21 protein-coding genes are annotated in these 22,666 nt (G+C 61.9%); 17 read left to right on the forward strand and 4 right to left on the reverse strand.

From position 1 onward, the window contains the following. Positions 1-6 precede the first annotated feature (6 nt). Positions 7-819, reverse strand: coding sequence for a hypothetical protein (locus VGI36_09750; protein ID HEY2485421.1), 813 nt, complete (start codon positions 817-819; stop codon positions 7-9). Between the two features lie 130 nt (positions 820-949). On the opposite strand from VGI36_09750, the gene hemE reads away from it, so the two are divergent. Next, positions 950-2,914: a uroporphyrinogen decarboxylase gene (hemE, locus tag VGI36_09755; protein HEY2485422.1), complete on the forward strand. Its 1,965-nt coding sequence runs from the start codon at positions 950-952 to the stop codon at positions 2,912-2,914. Positions 2,915-2,921: 7 nt separating this feature from the next. After that, entirely contained in the window at positions 2,922-3,851 is a 930-nt protein-coding gene (gene hemH / locus VGI36_09760) for a ferrochelatase (protein ID HEY2485423.1), read from the forward strand. An 87-nt stretch (positions 3,852-3,938) separates the two neighbouring features. Here hemH and VGI36_09765 read toward each other — a convergent pair whose 3' ends face one another. After that, complete coding sequence (locus tag VGI36_09765; protein HEY2485424.1) at positions 3,939-4,565, reverse strand: glutathione S-transferase; 627 nt, start codon at positions 4,563-4,565, stop codon at positions 3,939-3,941. Between the two features lie 131 nt (positions 4,566-4,696). On the opposite strand from VGI36_09765, the gene VGI36_09770 reads away from it, so the two are divergent. The 4 genes from VGI36_09770 to dinB all read left to right on the forward strand — a co-directional run bounded on the left by VGI36_09770 (position 4,697) and on the right by dinB (position 10,179). Continuing rightward, positions 4,697-5,902 carry an amidohydrolase family protein gene (locus VGI36_09770; protein ID HEY2485425.1) on the forward strand — a complete coding sequence of 402 codons (1,206 nt, stop codon included), beginning with the start codon at positions 4,697-4,699 and terminating at the stop codon, positions 5,900-5,902. Between the two features lie 107 nt (positions 5,903-6,009). Continuing rightward, positions 6,010-7,287, forward strand: coding sequence for an LLM class flavin-dependent oxidoreductase (locus VGI36_09775; GenBank protein ID HEY2485426.1), 1,278 nt, complete (start codon positions 6,010-6,012; stop codon positions 7,285-7,287). A gap of 212 nt (positions 7,288-7,499) precedes the next feature. Beyond that, positions 7,500-8,918 (forward strand): protoporphyrinogen oxidase, encoded by a 1,419-nt coding sequence (gene hemG / locus VGI36_09780; GenBank protein ID HEY2485427.1) that lies wholly within the window; start codon positions 7,500-7,502, stop codon positions 8,916-8,918. A gap of 7 nt (positions 8,919-8,925) precedes the next feature. Then, the gene (dinB, locus tag VGI36_09785) at positions 8,926-10,179 is read left to right on the forward strand and encodes a DNA polymerase IV (protein HEY2485428.1); all 1,254 of its coding nucleotides are present in this window, start codon (positions 8,926-8,928) and stop codon (positions 10,177-10,179) included. Positions 10,180-10,430: 251 nt separating this feature from the next. On the opposite strand, the gene VGI36_09790 is transcribed toward dinB, so the two are convergent. Further along, complete coding sequence (locus VGI36_09790) at positions 10,431-11,336, reverse strand: alpha/beta hydrolase (protein ID HEY2485429.1); 906 nt, start codon at positions 11,334-11,336, stop codon at positions 10,431-10,433. A 146-nt stretch (positions 11,337-11,482) separates the two neighbouring features. Further along, positions 11,483-12,373 carry a LysR family transcriptional regulator gene (locus VGI36_09795; GenBank protein ID HEY2485430.1) on the reverse strand — a complete coding sequence of 297 codons (891 nt, stop codon included), beginning with the start codon at positions 12,371-12,373 and terminating at the stop codon, positions 11,483-11,485. 90 nt (positions 12,374-12,463) lie between these two features. On the opposite strand from VGI36_09795, the gene VGI36_09800 reads away from it, so the two are divergent. The 11 genes from VGI36_09800 to VGI36_09850 form a co-directional block, all read left to right on the forward strand. Beyond that, the gene (locus tag VGI36_09800) at positions 12,464-13,276 is read left to right on the forward strand and encodes a methyltransferase domain-containing protein (protein ID HEY2485431.1); all 813 of its coding nucleotides are present in this window, start codon (positions 12,464-12,466) and stop codon (positions 13,274-13,276) included. 158 nt (positions 13,277-13,434) lie between these two features. Beyond that, on the forward strand, positions 13,435-14,841 hold the full coding sequence (leuC, locus tag VGI36_09805; GenBank protein HEY2485432.1) for a 3-isopropylmalate dehydratase large subunit: 1,407 nt from the start codon (positions 13,435-13,437) through the stop codon (positions 14,839-14,841). A gap of 111 nt (positions 14,842-14,952) precedes the next feature. After that, complete coding sequence (gene leuD, locus VGI36_09810; protein HEY2485433.1) at positions 14,953-15,585, forward strand: 3-isopropylmalate dehydratase small subunit; 633 nt, start codon at positions 14,953-14,955, stop codon at positions 15,583-15,585. Positions 15,586-15,679: 94 nt separating this feature from the next. After that, the gene (locus tag VGI36_09815; GenBank protein HEY2485434.1) at positions 15,680-16,633 is read left to right on the forward strand and encodes an RluA family pseudouridine synthase; all 954 of its coding nucleotides are present in this window, start codon (positions 15,680-15,682) and stop codon (positions 16,631-16,633) included. 610 nt (positions 16,634-17,243) lie between these two features. Beyond that, positions 17,244-18,491 (forward strand): transcription termination factor Rho, encoded by a 1,248-nt coding sequence (gene rho, locus VGI36_09820; protein ID HEY2485435.1) that lies wholly within the window; start codon positions 17,244-17,246, stop codon positions 18,489-18,491. A 98-nt stretch (positions 18,492-18,589) separates the two neighbouring features. Next, a complete protein-coding gene (rpsB, locus tag VGI36_09825; GenBank protein HEY2485436.1) occupies positions 18,590-19,369 on the forward strand; it encodes a 30S ribosomal protein S2 in 780 nt (259 codons plus the stop codon). 98 nt (positions 19,370-19,467) lie between these two features. Next, positions 19,468-20,079, forward strand: a complete 612-nt coding sequence (gene tsf, locus VGI36_09830) for a translation elongation factor Ts (protein HEY2485437.1) — start codon at positions 19,468-19,470, stop codon at positions 20,077-20,079. Positions 20,080-20,133: 54 nt separating this feature from the next. Continuing rightward, positions 20,134-20,931 carry a UMP kinase gene (gene pyrH, locus VGI36_09835; protein ID HEY2485438.1) on the forward strand — a complete coding sequence of 266 codons (798 nt, stop codon included), beginning with the start codon at positions 20,134-20,136 and terminating at the stop codon, positions 20,929-20,931. Between the two features lie 17 nt (positions 20,932-20,948). Beyond that, positions 20,949-21,485, forward strand: a complete 537-nt coding sequence (gene frr / locus VGI36_09840; protein ID HEY2485439.1) for a ribosome recycling factor — start codon at positions 20,949-20,951, stop codon at positions 21,483-21,485. 46 nt (positions 21,486-21,531) lie between these two features. Further along, complete coding sequence (locus VGI36_09845; protein ID HEY2485440.1) at positions 21,532-22,290, forward strand: isoprenyl transferase; 759 nt, start codon at positions 21,532-21,534, stop codon at positions 22,288-22,290. A gap of 179 nt (positions 22,291-22,469) precedes the next feature. Continuing rightward, positions 22,470-22,666 (forward strand): hypothetical protein (locus VGI36_09850; GenBank protein HEY2485441.1); only part of this gene is annotated, 197 nt, incomplete at its 3' end.

Raw genomic sequence — 22,666 nt, forward strand, 5'->3', positions numbered from 1 at the left:
TGCCGCCTATGGTTTCTCGAACTTCAGAATGAAGCGGTCGGTCTCGCCGCGATGGGCGAAGACGATCCAAGTGCGATCGTCGTTGGGATGGCGCAGCGCGCTCGACTCCCCGACCAGTTTGAATCCCGCCTGTTCCACTTCCTGGATCACGAAATTCTCGTCGATTCGATGCAAGGTGGATGCGTCCTGCGCGCCGGTTCCGGGCTTGGCGCTGTGGTCGACAATCCCGTAAATGCCGCCCGACTTGAGTGCCGCAAACACCGACGCGTTCATCTTGGCGCGGTCCGCTTTAAGCCACACCAGGTCGTGGTAGTTAAGATTAATGAGCACCGCATCGAGCGTCCCCGGCGCGACCGGGAACAAGTCGGGAGCATCGACCCACTTGTCGACCTCAACCACATTTTTCAGCGCCGGTTTCTGAAGCCGTGAATGCCAGGTTTCGCCGATTTTCTTGAACTTCTCCGGAAATGGACCGTTCTCCGAATATACGGTGCCGGTGGGTCCCACCGCCCGCGAAAGCAGTTCGGTGGTGTAACCGCCGCCCGCAAACAGGTCGGCTACTTTCATGCCCGGCCTGATGCCAAAGAAGGCCAACACCTGCTCGGGCTGACGGCCCGCGTCGAGCGCCTTGTCATCCGCGGGACGGTCCGGCGTATTGACCGCGTCTCTGATGTTTTTTGGAACTTGCGATTCGGGAATCGGCGCAGTCTGCATCACGGTGGCTTGCACCGCGGGATTCAGCGCACGTGCCTTGGTTGTGCCCAAGATCCAGGTCGCAGTGACAAGTAGCGCGGACAGGACAAGATATCGCGGTTTCATGCTCCCTCCCCCAACAGGTTCGACGCTCAGCGAGTGCTAACACACCGGCCCGAACACGCGCAAAGCATGATAAGCAGAGCGCCTAGGCGGGCGTAGACTTCGCCCGACACTCACAGGCAAGATAAATGCGATGAGCGCGCAGACGGGGACCGAGGCTTCGCCGCGGGAGCCGAATTTTGGCGGCCTGCGGGTGGTGGCGTTCGAAAGCAGGATGGCGAGCGAGACCGCGCGGCTCATCGAGCGCAACGGCGGGCGCGCGATGGTCGCACCAGCCATGCGCGAGATTCCGCTGGGCGACAATCCGGCAGCGCTGGAATTTGCCGAGCGACTCCTGGCAGGCGAGATTGATATCGCGGTCTTTCTCACCGGTGTGGGAGTGCGCGCCCTGTTCCAGGTTATGGAGACGCGGCATCCCCGCGCAGCGCTCAGGGCTGCGCTGGCGCGCATCGTCACAGCGGTGCGCGGCCCCAAACCTCTAGCCGCCCTCCGCGACCACGGACTTGAACCTTCTTTGCAGACCCCCGAACCGAATACCTGGCGCGAACTGCTGGAGGTGCTTACCGCGCACTCCGAATTGCTGGGCAAACGCATCGCGGTCCAGGAATATGGTGTGTCGAATCGCGACCTCGTGTCGGCCCTCGAGGCACGCGGCGCAGAGATTTTGATAGTGCCGGTGTACCGATGGACGCTCCCGGTCGATCGGGGACCGCTCACCCAAGCCCTGCGCGCGATCGCAAATGGCCAGGCCGACGTTGCCCTATTCACCAGCTCCAACCAGGTCACCAACGTGATGCAGATGGCAGACGCGCTGGGAATTGGCGATGCGGTCAGGCACGGACTCGGCACGATGGTTATCGGATCGGTCGGGCCGGTATGCTCGCAAGAGTTGCGTGCGCGCGGAATTCCCGCCGACCTGGAGCCGGGGCATCCCCGACTCGGTCATCTGATAAAGGAAGCCGCGCTACTCTCGGCAACGATCCTCGCGAGCAAACGATCCAGCCCTGTGCTGGTAGTCACTGAGTCTCCGCGCAGACGCCCAATCGAGGCGGGCAATGCTCCGCGTCCACAACTCTGGGACCACCCGTTTTTGAAGGCGTGCCGACGCGAAGCCGCCGACTACACCCCGATATGGCTGATGCGCCAGGCGGGCCGGTACATGCCCGAGTACCGTCGCGTGCGCGACCAGCACGACTTCATCGAGATGTGCACGCGGCCCGAGCTGGCCGCTGAAGTCACCGTCGGCGCTGTCGAGCGGCTCGGAGTCGATGCTGCGATCATCTTCGCGGACATCCTGTTGCCGCTCATCCCGATGCAGGTCGGACTGCACTACGAGAAAGGCGACGGTCCGATTGTCGATCGACCAGTGCGATCGGCCGCCGACCTGGCGCGAATTCCCGACGTTGAGGTAAGCGCACTGGCCTTCGTCGGGGAGGCGATCAAGCTGGTAGACCGAGCGATCGGGGCAAGGACACCGATCATCGGTTTCGCAGGAGCTCCCTTCACGCTGGCGTCATATCTGATCGAGGGTGGTTCTTCACGGCAGTATCAAACCACGAAAACCCTGATGTACAACGAGCCCGAGACCTGGCATCGGCTCATGGAGCTGTTGGTGGGCATCACGGCGGACTATCTGAACCTCCAGGTCGACGCCGGTGCCAGCGCGGTACAGCTCTTCGACAGCTGGGTCGGAAGCCTGGGGCCCGGCGACTATCGCCGCTTTGTGCTGCCGCATACCGCGACCCTGATTTCAAAAGTGAAGCCGGGTGTTCCCGTGATTCACTTCGGAACCACCACCGGAAACCTTCTAGAGTTGATGCGCGAGGCGGGCGGCGACGTGATCGGGCTGGATTGGCGCGTCGATCTCGCCGAAGCGTGGCAGAGGCTCGGCTTCGAAGTCGCGGTGCAGGGCAATCTCGATCCGATTGCATTGTTCGCTGAGGTCGCCGAAATTCGCAGCCGCGCCAGCGCGATTCTCGCCCAAGCCGCCGGTCGGCCCGGGCACATCTTCAACCTAGGCCATGGCATTCTGCCCGAAACTCCGGTCGATCATGTGATCGCGCTGGTGGATGCCGTTCACGAGCTGAGCCGGAGATAACGTCGCGATGGCATCGAGCGGGCGATGCGAGGCGGTGTTGGTCGTCGGTTTCGGGGGACCAACCCGCTCCGAGGAAATTCACCCATTTCTCGACAACGTCCTGCGCGGAAGACCGGTTCCCCACGAACGCTACGAGGAGGTTGCCCGTCACTACGAAAGTATGGGCGGACGTTCTCCATACAACGAACTGACCTTTCTTCAAGCCCGAGCGCTACGCAACCAGCTCGCCGGCGAAGGCATCACGATTCCCGTAGAAGTCGGAATGCGTAATTGGGAACCATATGTAGTTGATGCGCTGGTCGCACTGCAGCGGGCAGGCGCACGCCGAGCACTCGGATTTATTATGGCCGCGTTTCGCAGCGAGGCGAGTTGGGAACGCTACCAGGGGGTGGTACGAGCGGCCCGAGAGGCGATGGGACCGCGCGCGCCCGAAGTGGAGTATCCGGAGCCCTGGCACACCCATCCGAAGTTCATCGCCGCAGTTGCCGCACGCGCGTCCGAAGCGCTCACACGCCTGAAACCGGATGAACGTCGGCGGGTGCGACTTATCTTTAGCGCACACAGCATCCCGGTCCGCATGGCGTCCGGCGCACCCTATGTCGAGCAGCTCACCGAATCCTGCGCCCTAGTGGCCGCGCACCTTGGCATCGAGCCCTGGACCCTTGCCTTCCAGAGCCGCAGCGGAAGTCCGCAAGACCGGTGGCTCGAACCGGAGATTGGTTCCGCGCTGCAGAAGCTTGAAGGTGGGGCCATCGCGGTGCTCGTCCCGATTGGATTTTTGTGCGATCACGTCGAGGTTCTATATGATCTCGACGTTGAGGCTGCGCGAATCGCGCGCGAGTCGGGGGTGCGGATGGAGAGAGCAGGTACGGTTTGCGACCACCCGGAATTCATCGCCATGATGGCGGAGATCGTTCGCCTGCACTTGATTGAGTAAGATCTGCCCTCCCCGCCCTTGGGGTGGATAGATAGGGGTCAGGTCGCCTCTCCGCCCCCCAACATTCAGCCAAAGCCCTCCTCTGGGCTAGTTTCCGTAGGCGTAGGCGCCGCCTTTCTCGAGGGCCTTCCGGTATGCGGGCCTCTCGTGCAGGCGTTTGGTCCACGCATCAAGCTCCGGATACGCGCCGCGAACGCCGAATGCTCCGGCGACTTCGCCCACGAAACTCATCTGCACATCGGCGCCGGTCAGAGCGTTGCCGACCAGGAATTGCTTACCCTTGAGCGCACCGTTGATGTAGCCGAGGTGATTTGCGAGCTCGGTGTCGATTCGCGGGCGTAGCGGCGCGCCGGCTTCGCCGAGCCGCGAGACGTACAGGTTGAGCATTAGAGGCAACATTGCCGATCCTTCCGAATAGTGCAGCCATTGCGCGTACTCATCGTAGGCAGCGCTGTCCGCGGGTGGTTGCAGGCGGCCGCCGCCGTGGCGTCGGATGAGGTAGTCGACAATCGCTCCCGACTCGATGATGGTACGACCGTCGTCGGTGATTACCGGCGACTTGCCAAGCGGATGCACGGCTTTGAGCTCGGGTGGTGCCAGACGCGTCTCGGCGTTGCGCTGGTAGCGCTTGATTTCGTACGGCAGCGCGAGCTCTTCGAGCAACCACAAGATCCGCTGCGAGCGGGAATCGTTCAGATGGTGGACAACAATCATTGGAGTCCTCACTTTCCAAATCGAACCAAGGTTTTGAGTGCGCGCCTCCACCATGCACCGGCGCTTGCTGAGAGTCTACGGAAAAGTGGTACGGTGCGGGAGCAGCCCACTGACGGCGGAGGGGGAAAGCGATGGAAACAGCAGTCGATCCCGCCAATCGATGGCGGCTTAAAACTCCCGGACACGAGGGATGGAAGCGCACCGTGCGGCCTGACGATCCAGACCGCTTCCTGATGATCTCCTCCGATTGTCATGCCAACGAACCAGCCAACTTGTGGGCAGAGCGGATCGAGGAAAAGTACAAGACTCGACTGCCGAAGATCGAGGTCGACAAGGAGGGCGTTAAGTGGGTTGTCAGCGACGGACTCCGGCGGACTCGCCTGCAGGAGAGTATTTTTGAGGGCGAAGACCTGATGCGCAACCGTGCCGGTGCAGATGTCGCGCAGCGCTTGGCGGATCGCCGTCGCGACGGAGTGGACGCGGAAATCATTTTTCCCAACAAGGGACTCTTCATGTGGGCCACCCGTGACGCGGAATTCGCTCAGGCCCAGTGCCGGGTCTGGAACGACTGGGCGTGGGAGACCTTCGGTCCGTACAACGACCGTATGTCACCCATGGCATCGATAGCGACCGCCGATCTCGCCGGATCGGTCAAGGAGGTCGAGCGTGTCGCGCGGCTCGGCTTCCGTGGACTAACCCTGCCCTGCAAGCCGGTTTTTAATTCGCAGGATGCACGCGATCCCAACTACAACATGGCGGTCTACGATCCGATGTGGGCGGTGATTGAGGAGACCGGCCTGCCGATCACATTTCATATCGGGACGGGCCGCGACCCGCGGGGAGCGAGCAAGGAAGGCGGCGCGGTGATGAACTACGTCGCGCATGCGCTGGTCCAGGCCATCGAGCCGATGGCGGCGTTGTGCTCTTCGGGGGTGTTGGAACGTTTCCCCAAGATTAAGTTTGCCGCGATCGAATCGGGCATTGGATGGGTGCCCTGGGCGCTCGACGCCATGGATGAGGCATATGTCAAGCATCACATGTGGGCGTATCCCAAGCTCAAGATGCTGCCCAGCGAATATTTTCGCTCCCATGGTGCGGTGGCGTTCCAGGAAGACCGCGCGGGTCTCGGACTGGCACTGCAATTCGACCTGGTAGACAACTTCCTGTGGTCCAATGACTATCCACATCACGAGGGCTCATGGCCGCATTCCGCCGAGGCAATCGAGCGGCAGATGGGCCGCTTCGACGAAGACCAGCGCGCGAGGATTCTTGGGCTGAATGCGGCGCGAATGTTCAACTTCGAGGTCGAGCGGCTGCTCGCCTATCGACAAAGTTGATCCTTGGAAGCGCGCGCTGCGGGTGGTGAGAGCCTGAGGGCGGTCGGGGAGAACATGCTACAGTTACCCTGAACGATCGGTATGTTCGGGGAAAGGATTGCAACAACATGAAATTTCACTGGTTCGCCGAGGTGACCTATCCGCATCTGCCGGCCGACTTTAAGGAACGCTACAAGTCCGCCTGGGTAACTCCCCCGGCACATCTGATCGACCCGGGCAAAGCTGGCGAGATGTACCGGATGTTTATCCGGCTGATGCAGGTCGCGGACCAGGTCGGTTTCGACGGACTGACCGTGAACGAGCACCATCAGACACCACTCGCGGTGACGCCCTCGCCCAATCTGCTCGCAGCTAGCCTGGCTTCCTCAACCAAAAGCGCAGCCATCACGGTGGTCGGCAATTCGCTGGCCCTGTACAACCCCCCGACCCGCGTCGCCGAGGAATATGCATATCTGGACTGCCTTTCCGGGGGCCGGCTCACCGCAGGATTCGTGCTGGGCACCCCGATGGACTCGACGTTCGCCTATGGCGTGACTCCGGTCGAAATGCGCGAGCGATTCGAGGAGGCGCGCAAGCTGATTCTGCGCGCATGGTCAGAGCCGGAGCCGTTCGCATTCAACGGCAAATACACGCAGCTACGCTACGTGAATATCTGGCCGCGGCCCGTTCAACAGCGCATGCCAATCTGGGTACCGGGCGGGGGTGGCAGCGTCGAGACCTGGGACTTGGTTATCGAGCACGACTACTGCTACGGGCACTTGTCGTTCTCAGGACTGTTTTCGTCGAAGCCGCTGGTTGATGCATTCTGGGAATATGTAGACAAGCGGGGCGGCACGCTGAACCCCCATCGGATGGCTTTCACGCAGATGGTATGCGTCGCCAACACCGATGCCGAAGCGGAGAAGCAGTATTACCAGGCGGTGCGCTATTTCCATCGCAATGCAGCGCCCGCGCAGGGGTTCCTGAATCCGCCCGGCTACACCACGGTGCGCTCGATGAAGTCGCAGTCCGAGCAACTCAAGATTGGGCACACTAGGCTGACCTCGCAGGACCGGGTGCGCGCGGGCCGAGGCGAGATGAGCTTTTGGGAATACGACGACAAGGGCTACATCATCGCGGGCACCCCGCAACGTGTGCGGCAGCGGCTTAGAGAATTGATCAAGGACCTGCGGGTTGGACAGTTAATCGCTACTCCGCACATGGGCAATCTTCCCGAAGAAGTAGGCGCGGAGAACACACGCCTGTTTGGGCTCGAGGTCGCCCCCCATCTGCGCGATCTGTGGGCGGACCAGCCGGACCGTTGGACCCCGGAGATAAGTCAGGCCCTTGTGCTCGCCAATGCAGCGCGACACGCGCCAAATGGGGGCACCCGCGCGCAAGCCTAGCGGGCGTTGCACTCTAGCTCGCACGACTGCGCAGCCGACCTTCCCCGCGGCATAAAGATAGCGGTCTCCAGGCCCGTGCCTCTTGAGTTACCTCGACTCGCGGCGCGACCCACGGTAGTTCGAGCTCCCCGTGGGTCTTCTTTCCCGAACCACGCCGGGGGAGGAAAATCCGGTGCGGGGGGCTGCCGCGTGCACGCGCCATGGGTTCGCGAATGAAGCGCATTGCCATAATCGGAGCGGGCATTACCGGCCTGGCGGCAGCCCATCGGATCGGCGAACTCGCGGCGCAGCGCGAGACCCCGGTGGAAACGGTAATCCTCGAACGCAGCGATCGCGCGGGTGGACCGCTCAAGACCATTCGCCGAGATGGGTTCGTCATGGAGACCGGGGCCGATTCGTTCCTGACCGATAAGCCCGCAGCTGCCGAGCTAGCCAAGCGTCTCGGGCTCGCGAACGATTTGATTCCCACACGCGTGCAGTTCCGCCGCACCTTTGTGGTTCACCAGGGAAAGCTCGTGGAGATTCCAGAAGGGTTTTCTCTGCTCGCGCCTACTCATCTCGAACCGGTGATGGAGAGTCCGCTTTTCTCGGAAGACGGCAAACGCAGAATCGCGCTGGAGCCGACCATTCCGCGCCGAACCGAGAGTGGTGACGAGAGCCTCGCCTCATTCGTGACGCGCCGCCTGGGTCGGGAAGTGCTCGACCGGGTCGCGCAGCCTTTGGCCGGGGGAATCTACACCGCCGACCCTGCACGGCTCAGCGTCGCCGCCACCATGCCGCGCTTTGTCGAGATGGAAAAAAGCCACGGAAGTCTGATTCGGGGTCTGCAGGCGGCTGAGAAAGTGCGGGCGAGCAAGGCGCCCGGCACCAGCGGCGCCCGATGGAGCTTGTTTCTATCGATGCGCGCAGGGATGGGATCACTGGTCGACGCCGTCGTCTCGCGAGTTGCCGGGTCGCTCCGCTTCGGCACCGAGGTGAGCGCCATCTCATATCGCAATCAGCGCTGGTACCTGGTGCTTGGCAACGGCGGCCGAATAGACGCGGACGGGGTGATCTGTGCCGCCCCCGCGTTCGCTGCCGCGCTGTTTCTCAGGGCAGCTGATCCCGACCTTGCCAACCTGCTCGGAAAGATGGGCTACGCTTCCGCGGCCACTGTCAACATGACGTTTCGCGAGAGTGAATTTCCGAGTCCGCCGCGTACCTTCGGATTCGTGGTGCCGATTGTGGAGCATCGAAAAATAATAGCTGGCAGTTTTTCCAGCCTGAAGTTCGAGGAGCGCGCTCCCTCCGACTCAACTCTTGTGCGTGCTTTCGTCGGCGGGGTGTTGCAGAACGAGATGATGGCGTTGCCGGACGAGGAGATCGTCAAGGCGGTGCGCGACGAGTTCCGCGCGTTGCTCGGGGTGACGGCGGTGCCTGGAATCGTCGCAATCCAGCGATGGCCAGATTCGATGCCGCAGTACGAGGTGGGACATCTCGATCGAGTCGGTGAGATCGAACACGCAGTCGCGCGCCTGCCGCGGTTTGTGCTGGCCGGCGCCGCCTATCGCGGGGTGGGGATTCCGGATTGTGTCCGCAGCGGCGAGGACGCCGCGCAAACCATTCTCGCCCAGCTCGCGGAATCCGCGTGAGATTTCGATGGGTGGGTTGGAGCACAGCGACGGCGCCGGCGAAGCAAAATGGCCGCGGGTGATTGCGCACGCCGACATGGACGCCTTCTACGCGTCGGTCGAGCAACTGGACAATCCCGCTCTGCGCGGCCTGCCGGTAGTCGTCGGGGGCAAGAGCGCGCGCGGCGTGGTGACCTCGGCATCGTACGAAGCGCGCAAGTTCGGGATCCGCTCCGCGATGCCGTCAGTGCAGGCGCGCAAGCTCTGCCCGCAGGCGATCTTCGTGGGCGGGCGCATGGATCGCTACGGCGAGGTCTCAAAGGTCGTGCGCCGAGTGTTCGAGGAATTCAGTCCAGTGGTCGAGCCGCTTTCACTCGACGAGGCGTTCATCGACCTGACCGGAACTGAGCGCATGCATGGCTCCGCGCTCGATGCGGCCCGTGCCCTCAAGCGGCGCGTGACGGAAGAGACGGGGCTGGTCGTCTCGGTAGGGGTCGCACCGACTAAAATGGTCGCCAAGATTCTGTCCGACCTGTCCAAACCCGACGGGCTTCTCAGCATCGGCCCCGGCGAGGTCGTACCGTTTCTGCACAGCCTGCCGGTCGAACGTATCTGGGGCGTCGGCCGCGTCACTCTGGCCCGTTTGAATCAATTCGGTATTCGGACGATCGCCGACTTGGCCAGGCGCGACGTCTGCGAGTTGCGGATGGCGCTCGGTTCGCTGGGACCACACCTTCATGCGCTTGCCAGCGGCATCGATCCACGGCCGGTGGTCGGCGATTGGCAGCGCAGATCTTACGGCGAGGAAAATACTTTTGCGACCGATCTCACGCTCGAGTCCCAGGAGTTGCGCCGCATTCTGATTGCACACGGCGAGGCGATCGCGCGCCGGCTGCGCGCGGATCGGGTGCGGGCGCGCACTGTCTCGGTCAAACTGAAACTGGCGCGTCCACTCGGGCAGGGCCGTTATCCGCTATTGTCGCGCAGCTTTTCGCTGGAGAGGGCAACCGATGACGGAGCGGAGATCACGGGCACGGCGATTCGTCTGCTCGACAAGGTTCCGACCGGTGACAAGATTCGCCTCGCGGGAGTACAGGTACACAACTTGGAGCGCGCGAGTTCCGCACAGTCAGGATTGTTCGACCCGCGACTGTTCGATGAATCTAAGCGAACGCGCCTCAACCGTGCCCTGGACGCAGTAACCAGCCGCTTCGGCGAAGATGCGCTCACCCGCGGGCTGGCGCGGGCCGACAAGAGCGCGCCCTCGAGGAGAATAAAATAACTCCGCCGTGTCGCTCCCCGCACAAGACTTCCGGTCCGCGCGGGCAAGAGACCGGGACCCAGTCGCATGACGTCGTGGTAGTTTTCGCAGGAAGCTGCGGAGCACCAGTACCTACAGTGGCATCATCGTCGCCGCAGGCGTCGCAGCGGACTAAAGAGGTCTCATTCGCCTCTGCAGCGGCAACGCGGGCTTGAGAGCTGTGGCGATTTTCTCAATCGCCTTTTCCACCCGCTTCCCTACCCGCACGCCAATCAGATTGGAGCGTGCCACCTCAGAAACTTGAGACGCCGCGCCTGCAGCTCCGCGGCCTGCTGCGCCACCCACAACACGTGCGTGCCACCCTCGACGGCAACGAACTCGGCGCCGCGGATCGAACGCGCTGCAAACTCGCCGTGTTCAAAGCGCACGTCGGCGTCGTGGGTGCCGTGAATCACGAGCGCGGGACATTGTACCTGGTCGAGCGGCAAACGATCGATTCGCTCGAATTGGTCGAGGTCGTTCAACAGCCCGGCCTTGCGCAGACTCAAGGGATTGAGGGTCTGAAAGAGGCCGGTAACGAAGGCGGCCTTGGCCGGGTCGGCACTCACTTGAGATGCGAGAGCCCGCGCCGATCTGCGATCGAGTGTGCCCTCCACGCGGATCATCTGACGCGCAAGCGTATCGGGAAACCGGTTGGCCAGCCAATCGAAAATCGGTACGGTCAGACCGTTGATCGCTGCGCGCAGGAGCATCCTTTGCAGCGGGGCAAGATCGTCTCCGAAGCGCTTGCTAATGGCGCATTCAGTGACCATCGCCCAGGTCCGGTCCGGATGGCGCGCCGCGAAGGTGTAGGTGGCCGGACCGCCGCCCGATGCGCCGTAGACGCAAACGCGATCGATCCCGAGGGTATCAAGAAGCGCCGCCGCGGCGTCCGCTTGCTCCGCAGGGGTCCGGCCGACTTCGAGCGGAGTTCCAAGGTATCCCGGTCGAGACCACCCCACGATGCGGAATCCGCGTGCCTCGACCGTTTCGCCAATCAGTGCGACCTGGTCGAAGCCACCCGGAGTGCCGTGCATCCCGAGGATCGCCGGACCTTCGCCGACGCTGAAATATTCGATAGGACCCGCCGCAGTGTGCGCGACCACACTACGTACCCCATAGCCTGCCCTACGACTCAAGAGCGGGGTATTGCTGCTTTGCAGTGAGATATCGTCAAACATCGGGTCTAAGGTCGAACGGCTTCGCGAACCGGTAACCTACCGTTCATACAAGCATAACAATCGCCCGCTCGCTATCGCGAGCCGCTTTTCTTAGAGGAGAACGCTCAGCGGTCCGAGATTTTTGCCACTACGCGCAGAAAGGATTGCAGCACCATGGATCGACTGCCGTGATGGTAGGCGATCGCCATTTCGGTCGCGGAAGTTGCCGGCCGAAGCGGACGGTAGAGGACGCGCTCGCGATGCAGCTTGCGGATGGAGGCGGGCACGATTGCGACACCTAGCCCAGCGGATACCAGGCTGACGATGGTCTGCATCTGGACGGCCTCTTGCGCGACTTGCGGTCGGAAGCCCGCGCGCCGGCAAATCGAAGCAATTTGGTCGTAGAGTCCAGGCGCCGCGTGCCGCGGAAACAGGATGAATGGCTCGCGTGCCAGCGCACGCGGATTCACCGCACGATGGGTGCGCAGGGGATGGTCATGGGGCAGGGCCAGCACAAGCGGCTCTCTAAGAATCGTTTTGACGGCCAGGGACTCGGGGGCGTTTTCGATCGGACGGCGCACGAACCCAATGTCGATTGTGCCGGCAGCCAGCAATTCAACCTGTTCTTCGGTACTACGCTCGAAAAGGTTCAACACCACGCAGGGAAATTGGCCCCGAAAGCTGCGCAGAATCGCGGGCAGCGTCGTATAGGGGGCAGAGCTGGAAAAGCCGACCCGCAAGAGCCCCGCTGACCCTTGGGCGGCATGACGGGCGGCCTCGGCAACCCGCCCGGCCTGGGCGAGTGCGCGGCGAGCCTCTTCCACAACCAACCGTCCAGCGTCGGTCAATTGCACGCGCCGCTTGGTGCGATCGAACAGTCGCACTCCGAGTTCATCCTCGAGCTGGCGGATCTGCTGGCTCAGCGGGGGTTGCGCGATGTGCAGGCGCTCGGCGGCGCGGCTGAAATGCAGTTCTTCTGCGACCGCGACGAGATAGCGCAGGTGTCTCAATTCCATATGCTATACATATCAACTTATCAGTTTATTATATTGGACAGATATGCATTGATCTCGTATCCTTGGACCCGCTGGAGGACACAGAGTGCCGTGAAGCCGGTCCCCGATTCTGCCCCCGCAAGCAATGTACATGCGCGCGTCCGATCGCAGTTTGGCGCGGCCGCGAGCGCGTACACCACTAGTGTCGGTCATAGCGATCCGACCCTGCTCCGGCGCGTGGTCGAGTTGGCGCAGCCTCGGCCCTCCGATCGCGCACTCGATATCGCCACCGGTGCGGGACACACCGCGCTCGTCCTGGCTCCCCACGTTGCGGAAGTGGTCGCCTTCGATCTCACCGAGCAGATGCTTAAAGAAACCGCGCGTAACGCGGCCGCGCGCGGCCTCAAGAACGTGGTTACCCGCCAGGGAGCCGCTGAGCGGCTGCCGTTTCCCGATTCCACCTTCGACATAGTCGCCGTGCGCCAGGCACCTCACCACTATGCCGACGTGCGCCTGGCGGTGCGCGAGATGGCCCGGGTTGTGAAACGACTCGGGCGGGTGGTGATTATCGACAGCCGGGCGCCCGAGGACGATGAGCTCGATCGGGCGTTCAACCATATCGAGAAGCTGCGAGACTCTTCACACGTGCGCAACTGGCGGCCGAGTGAATGGCGCGCCATGATCCAGGGGGCGGGGCTGAGGATTCTCGCCGAGCATCTGGATTTCTACACGGAGAACGGCCAGGCGATGGATTTCGACGCCTGGACGCGGCGCATGAAGACTCCCGCCGGCGCGGTAGAAGAGCTTAGGCGTCTCTTCCGAACCGCAACGCCGGCGTTGGTCGAGGCCCTGAGAATCGAAATCGCGGGTGAGCAAATCGGCTTTTGCGTGCCACAGATCGCGATCGCAGCGACCAAGGACTGAAAGATTGCAGCGCCCGGGTTCCCCGACACCATCCGGCAGCGAGCACGGAAACCGTGCTGGTTGTTCCGGCAGTTGCCTTGTAGTGAAACTCCCGGCTTTGCCAAACTGGGAAGTTGACCAATAATACGGGATTTGTATCGGTTCGGAGGCGCGTTTAGATGGCGGCTCAGACACTGTTCGAAAAAATTTGGAACGACCACGTGGTCATCGAGACAGCGGGTGAGCCCGCCCTGCTCTACATCGACCTTCATCTGATCCATGAAGTCACCTCGCCGCAGGCTTTTGAGGCGCTGCGCGCTGCAGGCCGGAAGGTCCGCGACCTGCGGAGGACTTTCGCGACTCTCGATCACAATATCCCGACTATCGATCAGCTAAAGCCCATCGCCGACCCGGATTCCCGGCTCCAGGTCGAGATGATGCGCAAGAATTGCCGCGAATTCGACATCACCCTCTTCGATTTGGGCTCGCGCGAACAGGGCATCGTGCACGTCATCGGGCCGGAGCTTGGAGTTTCGCAGCCCGGTCTCACTATCGTGTGCGGCGACAGCCACACCTCGACCCACGGCGCCCTGGGTGCGCTCGCGTTCGGAATCGGCACCAGCGAGATCGAGCACGTGCTTGCAACCCAGTGCCTGTGGCAGACGAAACCGAAAACCTTCGAGATCCGCGTCGATGGCAAGGTGGGAACCGGAGTAACCGCGAAGGACCTGATTCTCGGAATTATTGGGCGCCTCGGCACCGACGGCGCCACCGGATGCGTGATCGAATATCGGGGCGACGCGTTCGAGGCGTTGTCGATCGAAGAGCGAATGACGGTCTGCAATATGTCCATCGAGGCGGGGGCGCGCGCGGGAATGTTCGCCGCCGATTCGAAGACCGTGGAATATTTGCGCGGCCGCCGGTACGTGCCGCAGGGTGCCGAGTTCGATGCGCTGGCAAAGCGCTGGCTCACTATGCGCACTGATGAAGGCGCCCGGTTCGATCGCGCCATCAGTTTCCCGGCTTCCAGTTTCGTGCCGCAGGTGACCTGGGGGACCAATCCGGGAATGGTCACCGAGGTAACCGGGAGGGTTCCCAGGCCGGATGCGATCGCGGATGCCACCGAGCGCGTGACCGTGGAACGCGCGCTCGAATATATGGGGCTTCGCGGGGGCACGCCGATCGAGGAAATCCGCGTCGACCGTGTGTTTATCGGCTCGTGCACCAATTCCCGGCTCAGCGATCTGCGCGCTGCGGCCGGAATAGTGAAGGGCAAAAAGGTCGCGCGCACCGTGAGCGCGATGGTGGTTCCCGGATCTCAGCAGGTCAAAGCCGAAGCCGAAAAGGAAGGACTCGATCGCATCTTTCGCGAGGCAGGCTTTGAATGGCGGGAAGTGGGATGCTCGATGTGCCTCGGCATGAATCCCGACATCCTGAAGCCCGGCGAGCGATGCGCGAGCACCTCGAACCGGAATTTCGAAGGCAGCCAGGGCAAGGGCGGCCGGACCCACCTGGTAAGCCCGCAAATGGCCGCCGCGGCCGCGATTGCCGGACATTTTGTGGATATTCGCGAGTGGGCGAAGTGAGAACGCCGTCACCAACGGGGTTGCCTGGTTGCGCGAGGATAAAGATGGCAAAACGCAGAATAACCCTATCCGGCTTCTCCCGCAGTGGGAGCGGCTCCTGTGGAGGGGCTGATGCAACCATTTAGAAGCTTCACCGGGCTTGCGGTACCGCTGGATCGCGCCAATGTCGATACCGACCAGATCATTCCCAAGCAGTTTCTCAAGGCGGTTGTGCGCAGCGGAATGGGAAAAGGTTTATTCTTCGATTGGCGGCTCAATCCCGACGGCTCCCCCAATCCCGACTTCGTTCTTAACCGGCCGCGCTATGCGAATGGCTCGGTGCTGGTGGCGCGGCACAACTTCGGTTCGGGAAGTTCCCGCGAGCACGCCGTGTGGGCGTTGATGGATTTTGGCATCGAAGCGGTCATCGCGCCTTCGTTCGCCGATATTTTCCGCAACAACAGCATGAAGAACGGGCTTTTGCCGATCGTGCTGAAGCCCGATCAGGTCGAAGTGCTGCTGCGCGCGATCGTGAAATACGAAGGCTACCAATTACGGATCGATCTGGAAGGCCAGACTGTCACCGACGATTTCGGCTGGTCGGCGAAGTTTGAAATCGAGCCCTTTCAGAAAAAATGCCTGCTTGAGGGCCTCGATGATATCGCCCTGACGCTGGTCCACGAAAAGGAAATTACCCGCTTCGAAGCCGTGCATCCGATTTCCTATCGTTTCCTGAATGAGTCGAAGCAGCAAGGCAGCAGGTAAGCCCCGATCCTGATGCCTCGGTGACTCGGTGGTGAAATAATCTGGTGGCATGAGCGCGGGGGCTACCATCACAGCCGATAGTAGCTGCACCGGCATGCGGCTTGACGTGTTCGTGTCGGCGCGTCTCGCGCCCGAATATTCACGGTCGCAGGTGGCGCGAATGATCAAAGCGGGGCTGGTGACAGTCAACGGGCTGGCCACCAGAGCGTCGAGCGGCATCCGCCTCGGCGACCGCATCGAAATCGCACCTCCCTCTGCACCATTGGCGCGGCAGTCGCGCGCCGACGCACCCGCGATCGAGGTGCTTGCCGAGGACCCGGAATTCATCGTGGTTAACAAAGCCGCAGGCATGACGGTGCACCCGGCGCCTGGTCATCCCGATGCAACCCTGGTGGATGCTTTGCTCGAGCGTTTTCCCGAGCTGGCGCGGATGGCCGAGCCCGACGGAGTGTTGCGCCCCGGCATCGTTCATCGCCTCGACCGCGAAACATCTGGTGTGCTGGTGGTGGCGCGGACACCGTTCGCGCGAACCGCGCTGGCGCGCCAGTTCAAGGATCGGGTAGTGCGAAAAACCTATCTGGCGATCGTGCGCGGCGTGGTCGCGCGCGAGCGCACAACGCTCACCCGAGCAATCGGACGTCATCCCACTGAGCGCAAGCGCATGTCGGTCGTATCACGCGCCCCGCGCGCTGCGGTGAGTCACGTCACCACGTTGGCACGGTTTGCCAGCAGCGCGCACGACGACCGCGGAGCGACCCTGGTGCGGGTGCGACCCGAGACGGGCAGGACCCATCAGATTCGTGTGCATCTGGCGTCAATGGGCCATCCCTGTCTTGGCGACCGCCTGTACGGACGCGGCACGGATAGCGTGACACCCGGGTTCACGCGTCAGGCACTGCACGCGCTTGCCCTGTCGATTGCGCATCCACGATCGGGTGAAAGGCTGGACTTCGTAGCGCCGTTGCCGGAGGACTTCCGGCAGTTCTTGTCCGCTCGTGGTATACCGGCGACTAGCGAGGTGCTCCGCGAGTGGATCGATTCCAAGTAACCCACGTCGACACCCAAAAAGGACCCGCGCAATCGATTCGACCCGCGCTGCTCGCCGGCCACTTCTTGAGAAGTAAAGATGGTTTGGTTGCTTTGAGTGGCGCGGATGCATCAGCCGCGCCGGAAGGCGTCGCCTGGATTACGAAGGCAAGGCCGGAACACTCCTGCGCCTACTTTTTTTGCCGCTCCTCGACCATCGCGACCGCCGCAAGTGCCGTTGACAGAACCCATCGGCTCGGTTACGGTTTTCACTTAGCTTCCACACCAAGGACGCTGCGGCGGGGTTGAAGGAGATTGTTCCCCGTCCTCAACCGGCCCGCTATTCCGAACTCAAGGCGTTTTCGTTCGAATCCCGACCGCTTGGGGCAAGTGACTGTACAAAGATTTCCTGTTTGCGACTCCGGTTCGCCAAAACGTCGCTAACCTGCGGCACGGACCTTATCGGTGCGGCAGCGAAAATAAAAAAGAGAGATTTTAGTTTGCGGGGAAGGCACATGGCTAAAGGCAGAAGCGCCGCGCGCGAAAGCCACGATCATCTCGAGGTGGCACCGCCGCGTCAGGTTCAAACCGTTCAGACTCAGCCGCTCATCGTGATCAACGATCAGGGCGATCTGAACCTGAAGGCTCTCAAGGGATCCAAGATCACCGAATTGGCGCAGTTGGCGCGCGATTTCAGCGTCGACAATGCGACCAACCTGCGCAAGCAGGAGATGATCTTTGCGATCCTGCAGGCGCAGGCCGCGCGCAACGGCTCGATCCTCGGTGAAGGTGTGCTGGAAATCCTGCCCGACGGGTTCGGCTTCCTGCGCGCACCCGACTACAACTACCTGCCGGGGCCCGACGACATCTACATCTCCCCGAGCCAGATCCGCAAATTCAACCTGCGCACGGGAGATATCGTCTCCGGCCTGATCCGGCCGCCCAAGGAGGGCGAGCGGTATTTTGCGCTGCTCAAGGTCGAATCGATCAACTTCGAGGACCCGGAAAAAGCGCGCGACAAGATCCTGTTCGACAACCTGACGCCCCTCTATCCACAGGAGCGGATCAAGCTCGAATACGATCACGAAGACCTGACCACCCGCATCATCGACCTGGTCGCGCCGATCGGCAAAGGCCAGCGCGGACTGGTGGTGGCAGCGCCGTTTACCGGCAAGACGATGATGCTGCAGGCGATCGCCAAGGCGATCTCACATAATCATCCCGAAGTCGTGCTGATCGTGCTGTTGGTCGACGAGCGCCCCGAGGAAGTGACCGACATGTTGCGCTCGGTGCAGGGCGAGGTGGTGAGCTCCACTTTCGATGAGCCCGCGACCCGGCACGTGCAGGTGGCAGAGATGGTGATCGAGAAGGCGCGGCGACTGGTCGAACATGGGCGCGATGTCGTAATTCTGCTCGATTCGATCACGCGCCTGGCGCGCGCCTACAACACGGTGGTCCCGCCTTCCGGAAAAATTCTCTCCGGCGGCGTCGACTCCAACGCGCTGCATAAGCCCAAGAAGTTTTTCGGCGCGGCGCGCAACACCGAAGACGGCGGTAGCCTCACGATCATCGCGACCGCGCTGGTCGATACCGGCAGCCGGATGGACGAGGTGATCTTCGAGGAATTCAAGGGCACCGGTAACCAGCAAGTGTCGTTAGATCGCCGTCTGCTCGAGAAACGTATCTTTCCGACCATCGACATGCAGCGCTCGACCACCCGCAAGGAAGAGCTGCTGCTCCCACGCAGCACGCTCAACCGGGTCTGGATCCTCCGCAAGCTCCTGTCGCAGCTTAACGCGGTCGAAGCCATGGAATTTCTCATCGACAAGATGCAAGGCACCAAGACCAACGAGGAATTCCTGGAATCGATGAACGCCTGATCTTCGAGGCTGGCCGCCGCCCCCGGTTTGGACCCGCGCGAGGTGTCCTGCTAATAATGGACGATTAACCAGAGCCGTTATAAGAGGTTGCCAAATACATGACCGAAATCAGCATGAAGCAGCTCCTCGAGGCTGGGGTCCATTTCGGCCACCAGACGAGCCGCTGGAATCCGAAGATGAAGCAATACATCTTCGGCGCGCGCAACGGAATTTACATTATCGACCTTCAGCAGACGGTTAAGATGTTCCGCGACACCTACGACTTCGTGCGCGACCTGGCCGCACAGGGCGGAACCATCATGCTGGTCGGTACCAAGAAGCAGGCCCAGGATATCGTGAAAGATGAAGCCGAACGCTGCGGGATGTTTTACGTGAACAACCGCTGGCTGGGCGGCATGCTCACCAACTTCCAGACCATCCGCGCTTCGATCGAACGGCTCAAAAAGCTTGAGGAGATCATGGCCGATCCGGAAATGATCCGCGCGCTCACCAAGAAGGAAATGAGCGAAAACGAGCACGAGCATCGCAAGCTGATGGCGACCCTGGCCGGAATCAAGAACATGCGCAAGCTTCCGGACGCGCTGTGGGTAATCGATACCAAGAAGGAAGATATCGCCGTGGCAGAGGCGAACCGGCTGGGAATTCCGGTCGCGGCGGTGGTCGACACCAACTGTGATCCCGACCTCATTTCGTATCGCATTCCCGGCAACGATGACGCAATTCGGGCGATCAAGCTGTTCACGGCGGCGGTTGCCGATGCGGTGCTGGAAGGCAAGCAGCTCGCCGAGGAACGGCAGAAGGGCCAGGACGATGGCGGTCCGGTCGGCGGTGGAGGCGGGGATCGGAGCGGACCTGCTGAATCGCCGAGCGCGGTCTGAGTCGCGCGGTGCATCATGATTCTCTGCGCACTGCCCGTCGCCCAGGACGCGCCGGGGGGAGGCCGGAAATGCGACGACCTGCTTAGGACATTCTCACCATGGAAATAGACGCGAAAGTGGTTAAGGATCTGCGCGAGAAGACCGGTGCAGGGGTGATGGATTGCAAGAAGGCCCTCGCCGAGAGCAGCGGAAATCCGGAAAAAGCTGCGCTCTGGTTGCGCGAGAAGGGAATCGCTTCGGCGGCCAAGCGCTCCAGTCGCATCGCCTCGGAAGGCACGGTTGGTTCCTACGTTCATGCGGGCGGAAAATTGGGGGTGCTGGTGGAAGTGAATTGCGAGACCGACTTTGCCGCCAAGGGCCCGGATTTCCAGGCCTTGGTGAAGGAAATCGCCATGCAGATTGCGGCGACCAACCCGCGCTGCATACGCCGCGAGGAGCTGGCTGCGGAGATTATCGAGCAGGAGCGCCAGATCTACGCGCAGCAGTCGGCGGGCAAGCCCGCGAACGTGATCGGCAAGATCGTCGACGGCAAGCTGGACAAGTTCTACAAGGAAGTCTGTCTGCTGGAACAAAGCTGGGTGCGCGACCCGAATCGGACCATTACCGACCTGATCGGCGAGTACACCGCGAAGATTGGTGAAAAGCTCGACGTGCGGCGCTTCTCGCGCTTTCAGTTGGGCGAAGGTATCGACCAGAAGGGCGTGGCCTAGGGCGGTTAATTTTAGCAGACAAGGATTCGGCATCGTATAAGAGATTTCTGCAGGATGCTGAAGGGGACTGAGCACGGAGGCGCCCGAGAGGAAACCACGGCGATGGTTGAGAGCGTTCCCGGAAGGAAACCTCGCTTCAATCGAGTCCTGCTGAAGCTCTCAGGCGAAGCACTCGCCCCTGCCAACCAGAACGGCGGCGTTGACCTCGACGCGTTGGCCACCATCGCGCTCGAGATCAAAGAGATCGGCGCGCTGGGGGTCGAGCTCGCGATCGTGATTGGCGCGGGCAACTTGATCCGCGGCAGCGAATACGAGCGGCGCGGGATGGATCGTTCGACCGCGGACCAGATGGGCATGCTCGCTACCGTGATCAACGCACTCGCCCTGCAGAACGCGCTCGAGCATGCCGGCGTAAGCACCCGGGTATTGTCGGCGGTCGCGATGCAGGCGATGTGCGAGCCTTATATCCGCCGCCGAGCCGTGCGGCATCTGGAAAAAGGCCGGGTAGTGATCTTCGCGGCGGGAACCGGCAATCCCTATTTTACGACCGACACCGCAGCGAGCCTGCGCGCGCTGGAAATCGGCGCGGAAGTCATTCTGAAGGCCAGCCATCATGTCGACGGGGTCTATGACCGCGACCCGATGAAGGACCCCGACGCGCGGAAATTTGACCGGCTGACGTACATCGAGGTCTTGCAAAAGAACCTGAAGGTGATGGATTCCACCGCCATTTCGATGTGCATGGACAATCAGCTCCCCATCATCGTTTTCAATTTGCGCAAACCGGGTAATATAAGGAGAGCAGTTATTGGAGAGACCATCGGAACCCGGGTGGACAGCGCAGCCTCATGACCGGCGAAGTCATCGAGATGGCCCGCAAAGAAATGGAGAAAGCCGTCGAGGCTTTCAAGCACGAACTTGCCCGGGTGCGCACCGGGCGCGCTTCCACTGCACTAATCGAGAATCTGCCGGTTAATTACTACGGGGCCAAGACGCCGCTGCGCCAGCTGGCTGGGCTGGCCGCGCCCGAGGTGCGGCTGCTGGTCATAACCCCTTACGACAAATCTTCGCTCCATGATATCGAAAAAGCCATACAGACCTCGGATCTGGGCCTCAACCCCATGAGCGATGGAAAGCTGATCCGCATCGCGATTCCGGAGCTGACCGAGGAACGCCGCAAGGAGCTCGTGAGGCACGTGCGGAAGATCGCGGAGGAATTCCGGGTCAGCGTCCGCAATCATCGCCGCGACGCGAACGAGATGGTGAAAGATCTGCACAAGGAAAAACAGGCTACCGACGACGAGATGCGCAGCGCCGAAACCCGGATTCAGCAATTCACGACCGAGTTCACCGAGAGGATCGACAAGGTGCTGGCGGGCAAGGAAGCCGAGATTATGGAGGTCTGAGCGGCCGGCGTTTGCCGCGAACTCCCCGGCCGCCGATTTTAGCCAAGTGGCCATCACTCTCCCACTTAACGATTTTCCCGAGCTCTCGCTCGACCCCTCACGTCTTCCCCGGCACGTCGCAATCGTAATGGACGGCAACGGCAGATGGGCGCGGCGGCGCGGGTTGGGTCGCAACGAAGGCCATCGCCGCGGCAAGGATTCGGTGCGCGCGGTGGTCGAAGCGGCGCGCGAGCTGGGGATCCCATACCTGACCTTGTTCGCGTTTTCGGCGGAAAATTGGCAGCGCCCTTCCGGCGAAGTGAATTTCCTGATGCAGCTGTTCCATCGTTACCTGGTGACCGAGACCAAGCGACTGATGAAGCGGGGGATCCGGATTCTGGCCCTGGGTGACACCGAGCGGCTGCCGGTGCGGCTTAGGCAGGTGCTGGCGGAGACGGTGGTGGCGACGCAGGACAACGACGCCATGACGGTCGCACTCGCCCTCTCTTATGGGGGCCGGCAGGACGTTATCACCGCAACGCGCAAGATCGCGCAGGCGGTGGCCGCCCGCGAATTGAATCCTGATCAGATCGACGAGGGAGTATTCGCACGCGCGCTCACCACGGGTGGTATGCCCGATCCGGATTTGCTGATCCGCACCTCGGGTGAACTGCGAGTCTCGAATTTCTTCCTGTTTCAGGTTGCGTACACGGAGCTCTATTTCACCGACACGCTGTGGCCCGATTTCCGCGAGCGCGAACTGCTGAGCGCGCTGGCCGCCTATCAGATGCGCGACCGCCGCTTCGGCACCCTAAGCCCGGGTTGAATGTTCGCGCCCAATCCAGCTGCTGCCGAATCCGTACCGGGCTGCGATGAGGCGTGACGGAAGTCGCGGCCCCGCCGGCAAGGCAATCCGTAATCGCGCGCGAGAAAATGAGAGCGGCTTCCCGCCTTGCCTCCTTCCAACCTGGAAAGGCACAGCACTAGCGAAACCACGGAGCATCGGTGCTGCGCGCTAGGCTTTGGACCGCAGCGGTCGCCCTCCCGGTGGTGCTGGCGGCGATCATTTTTCTATCGAGCGCCGGATTCTCGGTGTTCATCGCGCTGCTGGGCGGATGGGGCCTCTACGAAGTCGCGTCGATGACGGCGACTGGCGGGATGATTTCGATACTGGTGTTGCTCGGACTTGGGGTTGTACCGCT

Source organism: Candidatus Binataceae bacterium (genome assembly GCA_036495685.1).
GTDB lineage: Bacteria > Desulfobacterota > Binatia > Binatales > Binataceae > JAFAHS01.

Coding starts and splice junctions, on each gene's coding strand:
- VGI36_09765 (HEY2485424.1), bottom strand. CDS start 4,565: ATGATTGTTGTCCACCATCTGAACGATTCCCGCTCGCAGCGGATCTTG.
- frr (HEY2485439.1), top strand. CDS start 20,949: ATGGCCCGCAAAGAAATGGAGAAAGCCGTCGAGGCTTTCAAGCACGAA.
- VGI36_09795 (HEY2485430.1), bottom strand. CDS start 12,373: ATGGAATTGAGACACCTGCGCTATCTCGTCGCGGTCGCAGAAGAACTG.
- hemE (HEY2485422.1), top strand. CDS start 950: ATGAGCGCGCAGACGGGGACCGAGGCTTCGCCGCGGGAGCCGAATTTT.
- rpsB (HEY2485436.1), top strand. CDS start 18,590: ATGACCGAAATCAGCATGAAGCAGCTCCTCGAGGCTGGGGTCCATTTC.
- leuD (HEY2485433.1), top strand. CDS start 14,953: ATGCAACCATTTAGAAGCTTCACCGGGCTTGCGGTACCGCTGGATCGC.
- hemG (HEY2485427.1), top strand. CDS start 7,500: ATGAAGCGCATTGCCATAATCGGAGCGGGCATTACCGGCCTGGCGGCA.
- VGI36_09815 (HEY2485434.1), top strand. CDS start 15,680: ATGCGGCTTGACGTGTTCGTGTCGGCGCGTCTCGCGCCCGAATATTCA.
- dinB (HEY2485428.1), top strand. CDS start 8,926: ATGGGTGGGTTGGAGCACAGCGACGGCGCCGGCGAAGCAAAATGGCCG.
- tsf (HEY2485437.1), top strand. CDS start 19,468: ATGGAAATAGACGCGAAAGTGGTTAAGGATCTGCGCGAGAAGACCGGT.
- hemH (HEY2485423.1), top strand. CDS start 2,922: ATGGCATCGAGCGGGCGATGCGAGGCGGTGTTGGTCGTCGGTTTCGGG.
- pyrH (HEY2485438.1), top strand. CDS start 20,134: ATGCTGAAGGGGACTGAGCACGGAGGCGCCCGAGAGGAAACCACGGCG.
- VGI36_09775 (HEY2485426.1), top strand. CDS start 6,010: ATGAAATTTCACTGGTTCGCCGAGGTGACCTATCCGCATCTGCCGGCC.
- leuC (HEY2485432.1), top strand. CDS start 13,435: ATGGCGGCTCAGACACTGTTCGAAAAAATTTGGAACGACCACGTGGTC.
- VGI36_09750 (HEY2485421.1), bottom strand. CDS start 819: ATGAAACCGCGATATCTTGTCCTGTCCGCGCTACTTGTCACTGCGACC.
- VGI36_09770 (HEY2485425.1), top strand. CDS start 4,697: ATGGAAACAGCAGTCGATCCCGCCAATCGATGGCGGCTTAAAACTCCC.